At 56.4% G+C, this 11,953-nt stretch carries 10 protein-coding genes; all 10 read right to left on the reverse strand.

Annotated features, from left to right (window positions below):
• Positions 1–79: 79 nt before the first annotated feature.
• The 10 genes from CINSTRO3249_RS07320 to CINSTRO3249_RS07365 all read right to left on the reverse strand — a co-directional run bounded on the left by CINSTRO3249_RS07320 (position 80) and on the right by CINSTRO3249_RS07365 (position 11,843).
• Entirely contained in the window at positions 80–679 is a 600-nt protein-coding gene (locus tag CINSTRO3249_RS07320; RefSeq protein ID WP_074012787.1) for a hypothetical protein, read from the reverse strand.
• 144 nt (positions 680–823) lie between these two features.
• The gene (ppiD, locus tag CINSTRO3249_RS07325; protein WP_074012788.1) at positions 824–2,704 is read right to left on the reverse strand and encodes a peptidylprolyl isomerase; all 1,881 of its coding nucleotides are present in this window, start codon (positions 2,702–2,704) and stop codon (positions 824–826) included.
• Between the two features lie 235 nt (positions 2,705–2,939).
• Positions 2,940–3,341 carry a nucleoid-associated protein HU-beta gene (gene hupB / locus CINSTRO3249_RS07330; RefSeq protein WP_371441371.1) on the reverse strand — a complete coding sequence of 134 codons (402 nt, stop codon included), beginning with the start codon at positions 3,339–3,341 and terminating at the stop codon, positions 2,940–2,942.
• 82 nt (positions 3,342–3,423) lie between these two features.
• Entirely contained in the window at positions 3,424–5,784 is a 2,361-nt protein-coding gene (lon, locus tag CINSTRO3249_RS07335) for an endopeptidase La (protein WP_174249749.1), read from the reverse strand.
• A gap of 199 nt (positions 5,785–5,983) precedes the next feature.
• The gene (clpX, locus tag CINSTRO3249_RS07340) at positions 5,984–7,258 is read right to left on the reverse strand and encodes an ATP-dependent protease ATP-binding subunit ClpX (RefSeq protein ID WP_074012795.1); all 1,275 of its coding nucleotides are present in this window, start codon (positions 7,256–7,258) and stop codon (positions 5,984–5,986) included.
• A gap of 148 nt (positions 7,259–7,406) precedes the next feature.
• Positions 7,407–8,030 (reverse strand): ATP-dependent Clp endopeptidase proteolytic subunit ClpP, encoded by a 624-nt coding sequence (clpP, locus tag CINSTRO3249_RS07345; protein ID WP_074012791.1) that lies wholly within the window; start codon positions 8,028–8,030, stop codon positions 7,407–7,409.
• 392 nt (positions 8,031–8,422) lie between these two features.
• On the reverse strand, positions 8,423–9,727 hold the full coding sequence (gene tig, locus CINSTRO3249_RS07350; protein WP_074012792.1) for a trigger factor: 1,305 nt from the start codon (positions 9,725–9,727) through the stop codon (positions 8,423–8,425).
• Positions 9,728–10,044: 317 nt separating this feature from the next.
• Complete coding sequence (gene bolA, locus CINSTRO3249_RS07355) at positions 10,045–10,362, reverse strand: transcriptional regulator BolA (RefSeq protein ID WP_125933142.1); 318 nt, start codon at positions 10,360–10,362, stop codon at positions 10,045–10,047.
• A 152-nt stretch (positions 10,363–10,514) separates the two neighbouring features.
• Positions 10,515–11,039, reverse strand: coding sequence for a shikimate kinase AroL (gene aroL, locus CINSTRO3249_RS07360; protein ID WP_074012793.1), 525 nt, complete (start codon positions 11,037–11,039; stop codon positions 10,515–10,517).
• Positions 11,040–11,255: 216 nt separating this feature from the next.
• On the reverse strand, positions 11,256–11,843 hold the full coding sequence (locus CINSTRO3249_RS07365) for an FAD-dependent oxidoreductase (RefSeq protein ID WP_084790143.1): 588 nt from the start codon (positions 11,841–11,843) through the stop codon (positions 11,256–11,258).
• Between the last annotated feature and the right edge of the window lie 110 nt (positions 11,844–11,953).

Raw genomic sequence — 11,953 nt, forward strand, 5'->3', positions numbered from 1 at the left:
AACTCCATGGAGTAGTTGGCTCGCGGTTTTTTGGGCTCTGTCATAGATAGTGTCCACTTAAAATAGGTGGACACCATCCTTAATCATCCCTGTCGAAATCGAAAGACGTCCTATATGGGGCGCTTACTTTTAACCCGTCCACCAGATCGTCTAGCGACGCGGTGTTGATGTTGATTTTGTCCTCTTCATCCTCCGCCGAATCGTCTGCAGCCTGCGCGACCTCGTCTATGGGTTCCAGCACCCGCGGCGCTTCGGCCGACCTGGCACCCTCCGGTGTCTCATGCGACCCTGTGCCGCCGGCGCTTTGTCTGGCTGAACCGCCTGACGCTTTTTTCTCTCGCTTACACCCTGAGGCCCCTTTGCTCCCTGACGGGATAGAGCGCGCCGTGACGCTGGCGGTGGGGCGTGGGGCTTTTTCCTGCTGGATGTCCGGGGTGGCCGTGTCCGTGGTCTGGTAATCCATCGGCGCCTGCGCGCTTTCCAGCGGCAATGCCGCCTCAAACGTAACGGGATCGGTCTGGGTGGCTTTATCGGCGGTAGTGGGTGCCAACGCGGCTTCGTCGGTGAGGGGGGACAACGCCGTCTCCCCGGTCAGGGTGGCCTGCACAGGCCCGGCGCATTGCAGGGATAGGACAGCGATGAGGGTAAGGAATGTCCTGGTCAGAATCGGTTGTCGCATGCTCTTTTCTCCGTAGTGTATTCCCGGCAGAGCATGCCTTGGTGTCCGATTTTCCGCTATCGCCCGCAGCAGGAAACGCAACAGGCCGCGAAAGCGGCCTGAAGCTATTGCAGAATTAACGAGAAAATTGCGGCCAACGCCGCATTATTGCATCTGCGCCGCCGCGCCCGTTTTGATTTTCGCCTCCGCGCGCAGATTCGCCAGCAGCGCATCGAAGGTGACACCGGTCATCCCCTGATTTAATTGATCTACGAACTGTTTGCGCTGCTGCTCATCCAGCGGCCGTGGCGTTACGCTGTCCAGCGCGATCAGCACGATATCGCCCTGAGCATTGCTGGCAATGCCATAACTGCTTTTGCCCTGCGGCGGCTGGTGCAGCGTAAAGACGGTCTGCGCCAGCGGATCGCCCTGATTGGCAGAGTCGAATTGCTGCGGCGCGCTGAAGCTCAGCCCGGCCGGCTGCAGCGCCTCTGTGCCTTTGCCCTGCTTCAAGGCGACCAGCGCCTTTTCAGCATCGACGCGCGCCTGCTCCAGCGCTTTCTCGCGTTTGACTTCCTGCTCGACCCGCGCACGCACATCCTCAAGCGGCTGCACGCGTTCGGGACGGTGATCGGCGATACGGATGACGAAAGCGCGGTTGCCGTCCACGGTGATAACGTCGGAGTTACTGCCCGGCGCCCCGTTGCTGCCCAAAAGCGACCCCTGGAACAGCACCTGTTTCACCGCGTCGTAGTTGAGCGCCGCGGGCACGTCATCGTGACTGAACCAGTCGGTCTGCTGGGCCTTGATGCCGGCGGCGGTTTCCGCCGACGCCAGCGTCTCGTTATCGTTGCTGGCCGCATCGCTCACTTTTTGCTGCAGCGCATAATAGGCATCGATGGCTTTTTCCTGCTTCACTTTCGCCGCCACCGCGTCATGGACCGCACTCAGCGGGCTGACCTGCGCCGGCTGCATATCGTCCAGACGAATGATAAGGAAGCCTACCGAGGATTTAATCACCCCCGAAAGTTGGCCTTTTTCGCTCAAATTAGCCTGCTTCAGCTCGTCGAGGGTGTCGCTGTCGCTCATCCAGCCAATATCGCCGCCGTTTTTCGCCGAGACGACATCCGTGGAATGGGCTTTGGCCAAGGCGGCAAAATCGGCGCCCTGCTGCAGTTGTTTCAGCCAGTCGTTGGCATCGTTTTCGCTTTTGCTTTGAATGATACTGTAACGTTTACGCCCGGGAACGGTGAATTGGTCGTGATGCTGATCGTACCAGGCCTGGATTTCCTGCTCGTCAACGCTGGTTTTCGCCTGCATCGCTTCAGCATCCATCGGGATATAGCTCACCTTGAAGGCTTCCGGCGACAGGTACTGGTTCTTGTGCGCGTTATAGCTGGCCTGAATTTCATCGTCACTCGCGGTTTGCTTCTCTGCCAGCGCCGCAATGGCAAACGTTGCCAGACGCGCTTCGCGGGTTTGTACCGCCACCGCCAGCAGCCGGTCGGTTTCCGCCGGCAGCAGGAAACCGGTGCCGCCGACCCCCTGAATCAGCTGCTGGGTAAGTAATTGTTTGCGCATCAGCACGGCGTATTGATCCGGCGACAGACCCATGTTGCCGATAAGGGAGCGGAATTTGGCATTATCAAATTTATCGTCGCTGCGAAAAGCCGGGATGGCGAAAATGGCCTGTTTGATTTGATCATCGCTGATAGCCAGTCCCAGCTTATCGGCATATTGATCCAGAAGCGTTTCATCAATCAACTGCGAGAGCACCTGCTGGCGCATCTGGCGCATGTAGCCTTCATTGGCCGCCAACTGGGAGAACTGTTCACCCATGGATTCTTGCTGGCGGTTACGTTCGTTCTGCACCGCCTGCTCCAGTTGTGCACGGCTTATCTGCTGACCGTTCACCTTGGCGGCGTAGTCGCCATCGCCGCCGATAAGATAGTTGCCTACCCCGGTCAGCACAAATGAAACGGCAATAAGCCCCAGAATAATTTTGAGCACGACGTGATTAGCGGCCGCGCGTAAATTGTCCATCATGGTGTGACAACACTCCGCTGTAAATGAATGAAACCTCTGCGCTAGTAAACGGACTGCCCGCCTGCCGCGGCTCCGCGAAGCCGCTGCGCGTTAATGCTAGTTATCTGACAACGCCAACCCTGCCTTGTCAGCCAATCCAGAAAAAAAAGCGCATCCTGATGATGCGCCTTGTATTCTACCCTACCCGTCTGACTGCGTCAGGTATTAGTTGACACAGGCGAGAACAGGAAAGCTATCAATTCACTGCGTCTTTCAGCCCTTTACCGGCACGGAAGCCCGGTACCTTGGCGGCGGCGATGGTGATTTCTTTACCGGTTTGCGGATTGCGTCCGGTACGGGCGGAACGCTCGCGCACGGTGAAAGTGCCAAACCCGACCAGCGCAACGTCATCTCCCTGCTGCAGCGACTCGGTAACCGAACCGATGATAGCATCCAGCGCTCGTCCGGCGGCCGCTTTGGAAATATCAACACCTGCGGCAATTTTGTCGATCAGTTGTGACTTATTCACTTTTTCATCCCCTCTTGAATTCTCATGTCGCGGCGGATTTTTCCTTAAACGCGACTGCGCAGCTGTTATATCAAACCCAGTATGTCGGAACAGACTGAACCTGCCCGCTGTCCCGACCCAACAGCTCACTAACTTAACGGTACAAAAAAAGGCTGGCAAGTCCGAATTGGCCTGCCAGCCCCTTTTTACTGGTTTATTTTACATAAACCCCTCATTTTACCGTTTCGGGCGCCACCTCGATGCCGAAAGGCGCATTCTGCAGCGCCAAATTCAGCACTTCGTCGATCCGCTGTACCGGATGAATATCCAGGTCGTTTATTACGTTCGCCGGCATATCTTCTAGGTCGCGCTTATTCTCAAAGGGGATCAGCACGGTTTTGATACCGCCACGGTGCGCCGCCAACAGTTTTTCTTTCAGGCCGCCGATGGGCAAAACCTGACCGCGCAGGGTAATTTCGCCGGTCATCGCCACATTGGCCTTGACGGGATTGCCGGTCAAACAAGACACCAGCGCGGTACACATCGCGATACCGGCGCTCGGACCGTCCTTGGGCGTGGCGCCTTCCGGCACATGCACATGAATATCCCGCTTTTCATAGAAATCGGGATTGATACCGAGCTTGTCCGCCCGCGCGCGCACCACGGTCAGCGCCGCCTGGATGGATTCCTGCATCACCTCACCCAGCGAACCGGTATAGGTCAGTTTGCCCTTGCCGGGCACACAGGCGGTTTCAATGGTCAGCAAATCGCCGCCGACTTCGGTCCACGCCAGACCGGTCACCTGACCGATACGATTCTCGCCTTCCGCGCGGCCGTAATCGAAGCGCTGAACGCCGAGGAAGTCTTTCAGATTATCGGCGCTAATGGTGATATGTTTGATGCTCTTGTCCATCAGCAGGGTCTTCACCGCCTTGCGGCACAGTTTGGAAATCTCGCGCTCAAGGCTACGCACCCCGGCTTCGCGGGTGTAATAGCGGATAATCCCCACCAGCGCACTGTCTTCCACCGTCAGTTCGCCTTTTTTCAACGCGTTGCGCTCAAGCTGCTTGGCCAGCAGATGCTGACGGGCGATGTTGAGTTTTTCGTCTTCGGTGTAGCCCGACAGACGAATCACTTCCATACGATCGAGCAGCGGCGCCGGAATATTCATCGAGTTGGAGGTGGCGACAAACATCACATCGGAGAGATCATAGTCCACTTCCAGGTAATGGTCGTTGAACGCCACGTTCTGTTCGGGATCCAGCACTTCCAGCAACGCTGACGCCGGGTCGCCGCGCATATCCGAAGACATCTTGTCGATTTCGTCGAGCAGGAACAGCGGGTTTTTCACGCCGACCTTAGACATTTTCTGAATCAGCTTACCCGGCATCGAGCCGATGTAAGTACGGCGGTGTCCGCGGATTTCCGCCTCATCGCGCACGCCGCCCAGCGCCATACGCACGTACTGACGTCCGGTCGCCTTGGCAATGGACTGCCCGAGCGAGGTTTTCCCCACGCCCGGCGGTCCCACCAGGCACAGGATCGGCCCTTTGATTTTACTGACCCGGCTTTGTACCGCCAGGTATTCCAAAATACGATCTTTGACGCGTTCCAGGCCGTAATGATCTTTATCCAGGGTTTCCTGCGCTTTGACCAGGTCCTTTTTCACTTTACTGCGCGCGTGCCAGGGTACCGACAGCATCCAGTCGATATAACCGCGCACCACGGTCGCCTCGGCGGACATTGGCGACATCATTTTCAATTTCTGCAATTCCGCCTCGGTCTTTTCCCGGGCTTCCTGCGGCATTTTGGCCGCTTCTATCTTGCGCTTCAGCGCTTCGTTTTCATCCGGTGCATCATCCATCTCGCCCAGTTCTTTCTGAATCGCCTTCATCTGCTCATTCAGATAGTACTCGCGCTGGCTCTTTTCCATCTGTTTTTTAACGCGATTACGGATACGTTTCTCTACCTGCAGCAGGTCGATTTCAGACTCCATCATCGCCATCAGGTATTCGAGCCGCTCGGTCACATCGGCCATCTCGAGCACCGACTGCTTGTCGGCCAGCTTCAGGGGCATATGGGCGGCGATAGTGTCGGCCAGACGGGCGGCATCATCGATGCTGTTTAATGAGGTAAGCACTTCGGGGGGAATTTTTTTGTTCAGTTTGATATAGCCTTCAAACTGATTAATCGCGGTCCGCACCAGCACTTCCTGCTCGCGCTCATCCAGCTCGGGCGCGTCGAAATAGTCCGCTTCGGCGCTGAAATGATCGCCGCTGTCCGACAATTCTTTGATACGGGTGCGGGTCAACCCCTCTACCAGCACTTTTACCGTGCCGTCCGGCAGTTTAAGCATCTGCAGAATGGACGATACCGTCCCGACTGAAAAAAGATCATTAATACCCGGCTCGTCGGTTGACGCTTCTTTCTGAGCCACCAACATGATTTTTTTATCACTGTCCATGGCTGCTTCAAGACACCGAATCGATTTTTCCCGGCCGACAAACAGCGGGATGACCATGTGCGGATAGACCACCACATCGCGCAGAGGCAATACGGGAATTTCTATGCGTTCGGAACGCTCAGCATTCATAGAGCTCTCTCTTAGTTTAGCTTCCGCCAGGTTTGTGGGATGCGCAAAAACTCGGCTTTTGCCCGTTTCAACAATTAGGTATTTGAGTATATGGGGTCGAATCGCTTACATTCAACGGCAGCCGGTAATGAAAAAAAACGGGGGATAAAATCCCCCGCCTGGACGCTGTCACCCGGCGCGCACGCCGCTCCACACCCCGTTACTCGCCGGAGGCCTGCTGCGCTTCGTGCTTGCCGTAGATAAGCAACGGCTCCGACTGGCCGGCGATGACCGCTTCGTCGATCACTACTTTTTCCACGCTGTCCTGGGAAGGCAGTTCGTACATGGTTTCCAGCAGCGCGCCTTCAACGATAGAGCGCAGACCGCGGGCGCCGGTTTTGCGCGCCATGGCTTTTTTGGCGATGGCGGTAAGGGCTTCATCCCGGAACTCCAGCTCGACGCCTTCGAGGTTAAACAACGCCTGATACTGCTTGGTCAGCGCGTTCTTCGGCTCGCGCAGGATTTGAATCAGCGCGTCTTCGCTAAGTTCATTCAACGTCGCCACCACCGGCAACCGGCCGATAAATTCGGGGATAAGACCGAATTTGATCAGATCTTCCGGCTCCACCTGGGCCAGCAGTTCGCCTTCGGTCACCTTCTCCGAGCTGCCTTTAACGGTGGCGCTAAAGCCAATGCCGCGGTTGGTTTCGGTGCGCTGCTCAATCACTTTATCCAGGCCGGCGAAAGCGCCGCCGCAGATAAACAGAATTTTCGAGGTGTCCACCTGCAGGAACTCCTGCTGGGGATGTTTGCGCCCGCCCTGGGGCGGAACCGCGGCCACGGTACCTTCTATCAGTTTCAACAGCGCCTGCTGCACCCCTTCGCCAGAGACGTTGCGCGTGATGGACGGGTTATCCGATTTGCGGGAGATTTTGTCAATCTCATCGATATACACGATGCCGCGCTGGGCTTTTTGCACATCGTAATCGCATTTTTGCAGCAGTTTCTGGATGATGTTTTCCACATCCTCACCCACATACCCGGCTTCCGTCAGGGTGGTGGCGTCGGCCATGGTGAAAGGCACATCCAGGAAGCGGGCCAGCGTTTCCGCCAACAGAGTCTTGCCGCTGCCGGTAGGGCCAATCAGCAAGATATTGCTTTTGCCGAGTTCGATGCCGTTATTGGTATCGCCATTGCGCAGGCGCTTGTAGTGGTTATAAACCGCCACCGCGAGTACTTTTTTGGCCTTCTCCTGACCGATGACATAATCGTCCAGGTGGTGGCGGATCTCATGGGGCGTCGGCAGCGCGCTACGTTCACGATGCGGGGCGACTTCTTTTATCTCTTCGCGGATAATGTCGTTGCATAAATCGACACATTCATCGCAGATATACACCGACGGCCCGGCGATCAGTTTCCGCACCTCATGCTGGCTTTTACCGCAGAAAGAGCAATACAGCAGCTTTCCTGAACCGTCTTTGCGCTTATCTGTCATCAGTAAACCTCTTTCTTTCGTCATAGTCCCGCAGGCCAATCAGGGCGGCAACGCGACGGCTGAGCTCAAAACCGGTCGCCGGAAGCGCTGATGCTTCCGCACGACGCACTACATTAACTATAGTCTATCGGATCCCGCCATTAAGCAATTACGTGCGCTGGCTCAATACGGAATCTACTAATCCATAGTCTACCGCCTCAGGGGCAGAGAGGAAACGGTCGCGTTCGGTATCACGCTCTATTGCTTCAAGAGGCTGCCCCGTGTGTTTTGCCATCAATTCATTCATCCGCGCCTTCACCTTCAGGATTTCCCGGGCGTGGATTTCAATATCGGTCGCCTGACCTTGGAAACCGCCCAGCGGCTGGTGGATCATCACCCGCGAATTGGGCAGGCAAAAACGTTTGCCCTTAGCGCCGGCCGCCAGCAGGAATGCCCCCATAGAGGCGGCTTGCCCCATGCAGAACGTGCTGACATCGGGTTTGATGAACTGCATGGTGTCATAAATCGACATCCCGGCGGTAATCACCCCGCCCGGCGAGTTGATGTACAGGTAGATGTCTTTTTCCGGGTTCTCCGCTTCCAAAAACATCATCTGCGCGACGATCAAATTCGCCATGTGATCTTCGACCTGACCGGTCATGAAGATAATCCGTTCTTTTAACAGGCGCGAAAAGATATCGTATGAACGCTCTCCGCGTGAAGTCTGTTCCACCACCATCGGCACCAGGGCCATATGAGGTGCAAAGTTATCTTGTTCGCCACTGTATGACATTATCGTCTCCTAGAAATAAAGCGTTCGGCGCCTGAGTTTCCGATTTTACGTGAGATGCGGCGTCATCGCCATGTCCTAAGAAGTCGCCGGTCCGCTGAACGGTTTTCAGCCCGCATTCCGTCTAGGCGGCTTTCTCTCCCTTCCCTCTCTAATTGGGGGAACGAGGCCCCGTTTTCAAGGGCGCGGCAGCACTATTTCAGCACCGGGCGTTAGCGGGTATTCCCGCGGCGCACCCTCTTTTTAACACTGCTTACCCGTTAAATATAGCGCTATTTATCATCGGCAATAGTATGAAAAGCTTATACAAACAAAAAGCCTGCCACCGCAGGATGACAGGCTTTCTGGATGACGGATTAGCCTTGAGACCGCGCGCGGTCCGACGACGACGGCGGTTAGGCCGCGCTCGGCTGGTTCATCAACTCGTTGAAGCCGGTTTCTTTTTCCGTCACGCGGGCGTTGGCGAGCAGCGCTTCGACCGCCTGTTCTTCCAGCGCTACGTTACGCATGTTGTCCATCAGCTCTTTATTTTTGCCGTAGAACTCGATGACTTCTTTCGGATCTTCATAGGCGGAGGCCATTTCTTCAATCAGCGCGCTAACGCGGGCTTCATCCGCTTTCAGTTCATGTTTGCGGATGACTTCACCCAGCAGCAGACCGACCTTGACGCGGCGCTTCGCCTGCTCTTCAAACAGCTCGCGTGGTAATTCCAGCGCCTGCTTCTCGTTGCCGCCGAAACGCTGGGCCGCCTGACGTTTCAGCACGTCGATTTCACCGTCGACCAGCGCTGCGGGAACGTGGATGTCGTTCGCGTTAAGCAAACCGTCGATGACCTGCGTTTTCACGCGGTTGCGCACGGCGTTTTTCAGCTCACGTTCCATGTTTTTACGCACTTCAGCGCGCAGACCTTCCAGGGAACCGTCAGCCACGCCGAAACGTTTAATGAAAGCTTCATCCAACACCGGCAGTTCACGCTGCTCGACTTTCTTCAGCTCAACGGCGAAGTTGGCGGCCTTTCCTTTCAGATTTTCCGCATGGTAGTCTTCCGGGAAGGTGACGCTGATGTCGAAGCTTTCGCCGGCTTTATGACCGATAACGCCCTCTTCAAACCCGGGGATCATGCGGCCCTGGCCCATGGCCAGCACGAAATCGGTGGCGTTGCCGCCGTCAAACGCTTCGCCGTCAATGGTGCCGGTGAAGTCGACGGTCACGCGGTCTTCCGCGCCAGCGGCCTCAGCGGTTTCTTTCCAGTCGGCCTGCTGTTTTTGCAACGTGTCCAGCATGGTGTCAACGTCGGCGTCGTTAACTTCTACCCGCGGTTTTTCGACTTCAATGGTGTCCAGACCCGTCAGTTCCACTTCCGGGTACACTTCAAATTCCACCGCAAAGCTGAAATCTTCACCGGTCTGGTATTCGCCCGGGACATAATTCGGCGCGCCCACCGGATTGATTTTTTCCTGGATAATGGCGTCGACAAAGTTACGCTGCATCAGGTCGCCCAGCACGTCCTGACGGACGGAGGCGCCATAGCGCTGCGCAACGATATTCATGGGAACTTTTCCTTTGCGAAAACCGTCAATGCGGACTTTTTTGGCGACGTTCACCAATTCGCTTTTCACCGCTTGTTCAATCGTGTCGGCGGCAACGGTAATGTTTACGCGGCGCCCCAGGCCTTCAGTGGTCTCAACAGAAACTTGCATCTCGTTACCTCAAAAAATCACAGTGCTCAGTCAACGCCAGAAACCGTTTTCAAAGAAGCGGTCATCCAGGTCCACTAACGTGAAAATGGCCTCTTAGGATCCGGGTGGTCTGAGGGTTCAAAACCTGTAGCCCGTTGTCGTCAGAAGCATCCCGAATACCTTCCGGAAATATAAGACGCGGCATTATAGCGGGATAGGGTTTATGAGTCGAGGACGGCGCGCAAATTGCGCGCTGTGGGGCGGGAACGAGGTCAATAAAAACGGCCGGCGGGCTATTTCCCCGCCCTTCCGGCGCGTTTGCCCTTGGCCGGTACGGTTCAGGCCGTCAGGCCGGCGCCCCGGCAAGGGGGTGAGTCCGGCACGGTGTCCTGCAGCCCTTCCCACTCTTTTACAGTGTAGGTATGCAGCGCCAAGGCATGAACCGGCCCCGCCAGTTCATCCGCCAGAACGCCGTAAATCGCGCGGTGGCGGCTAAGGATACGTTCGCCGTTGAACCGATCGCTGACCAATACCACCTTGAAATGACTCTCAGAGCCCGCCGGGACATTATGGCGGTAGCTTTCATCCACGACATCCAGATACAGCGGAGTAAACTCTGCCCTGATTTTTGTTTCTATTTGCTCGCGAATCATCATCTCTTCTCCTCAACGCCAGGTAAGTATAGTCAACACCTCGCACCTCGTGCGGCGGCGCGGTCCTTACCCGGTCCTTGACCATCACCCCTGCCACCGGCCTCCCCGGCGCGTATAGCCTCAACTTACACCGGCCGCCCCGGCGCGTGATAGCCTCAACTTGCCGCGCTGGGATAAAGCTGCTGCAAAATGGCACAGACCACGTCGTCCGGCGGCCGGCTGGCATCCAGTACGTGGTGTGCCACCTCTTGATAGAGTTTTTCACGTGCCGCGAGCACTTCAGCGATTTCTTCGATCATGGGTTTGCCCGTCAGACTGGGCCGCTGATCCTCCTCGGGGTACGCCTGCAGACGGCGCGAGAGTTCCTGCGCCGACGCGTACAGGTACACCACGGTACCGCGCGCGCGCATAAAACCGCGGTTAGCCGCCGATAAAATAATACCGCCGCCCGTCGCGACAACGACATTTCCTTGCGTCACGCTGGTCAGGATTTCGCTTTCCCTTGCCCGAAAGCCCGTCCAGCCTTCTCTAGCGACGATCTCTGCCACAGTCTTGCCGGTAGACCGCCACAACATCTCGTCGGTATCGGTAAAGGCATAGCCCAATACCCGCGCTAATGCCTGACCCACCGTGGTCTTGCCGCATCCGCGCGCACCAACCATAAAAAGGGGCTGTGTCATTACCTGTCTGTCCTTTTCCTTACCTAAAATAGCGGACGAGAACATTCATCGTCCCTGGGCCGGAGCAGGATGAGGCAAACAGTCGCCGCCCCGTTGCGTGCCGGCAGCGCATCATATCATCGACCTTTGGCGGCGCACATGTTTGCCGGCAAAATTTTGCGCTACCGGTAAAGGTATCGCCGTCGCGACGGACGCTGGAAAAGCGACATCAGGCGGTCAGCTTTCCGGTTCGCCGGTCTCGGCAACGATACGCTGCGCCTCATCAAAACCGAGTTTTGCGCCCATCTTTAACAATAGCACGCCGGTAGTGCGCATACGCCCGGCCGCCACAACCGCCACCAAGTTGCCCTCAAGACCATACAAAGAGACAAAATCATCCTCATCCGGCGAGCCGATAATCTCCTGCTGATCCCATTTGGCGGCATGGCCGAGATATTCATAGCGGACGCCGTAATGCTGGGTCCAGAAAAAAGGCACAGCATCATAGGGTTGTGGCTTATCCATCATCGCGGCGGCGGCGATACGCCCGTGTTGTTGCGCCACACGCCAGTGCTCGATGCGGGTCGCCTTGCCGTCCAGCGGAAAGGTCGCGATATCACCGATGGCATAGATGTCTTCGGTCACCCTCATCGTCGCGTCTACCGTCAGGCTTCCGTCGTCATTCAGCGGCAGATCGTGGATAAACTGCGTCGCCGGCTCTACGCCTGTCGCCAGCAGTACCAGCGTTGCTCTAATACTGCGGCCGTCTTTCAACGTTACCGCGCTGACGCATTTTTCCCCTTTAAGACATAGGTATCTACACATTTATCGTGATACCTGTTATTACTTTGCAGAATGATTTCAACCTATCTGTTGGCGGGATTGACTCTCGCCTTACCCGCCGATATCAGACGCTGGTTAAACAGCATATGACG

Source organism: Candidatus Sodalis sp. SoCistrobi, assembly GCF_900143145.1.
Lineage (GTDB): Bacteria > Pseudomonadota > Gammaproteobacteria > Enterobacterales > Enterobacteriaceae > SoCistrobi.

Excerpts from the sequence above, each read along its gene's own strand:
- lon (WP_174249749.1), bottom strand. The coding sequence starts at position 5,784 with ATGAATGCTGAGCGTTCCGAACGCATAGAAATTCCCGTATTGCCTCTG.
- clpP (WP_074012791.1), bottom strand. The coding sequence starts at position 8,030 with ATGTCATACAGTGGCGAACAAGATAACTTTGCACCTCATATGGCCCTG.
- bolA (WP_125933142.1), bottom strand. The coding sequence starts at position 10,362 with ATGATGATTCGCGAGCAAATAGAAACAAAAATCAGGGCAGAGTTTACT.
- CINSTRO3249_RS07365 (WP_084790143.1), bottom strand. The coding sequence starts at position 11,843 with ATGTGTAGATACCTATGTCTTAAAGGGGAAAAATGCGTCAGCGCGGTA.
- clpX (WP_074012795.1), bottom strand. The coding sequence starts at position 7,258 with ATGACAGATAAGCGCAAAGACGGTTCAGGAAAGCTGCTGTATTGCTCT.
- tig (WP_074012792.1), bottom strand. The coding sequence starts at position 9,727 with ATGCAAGTTTCTGTTGAGACCACTGAAGGCCTGGGGCGCCGCGTAAAC.
- aroL (WP_074012793.1), bottom strand. The coding sequence starts at position 11,039 with ATGACACAGCCCCTTTTTATGGTTGGTGCGCGCGGATGCGGCAAGACC.
- ppiD (WP_074012788.1), bottom strand. The coding sequence starts at position 2,704 with ATGATGGACAATTTACGCGCGGCCGCTAATCACGTCGTGCTCAAAATT.
- CINSTRO3249_RS07320 (WP_074012787.1), bottom strand. The coding sequence starts at position 679 with ATGCGACAACCGATTCTGACCAGGACATTCCTTACCCTCATCGCTGTC.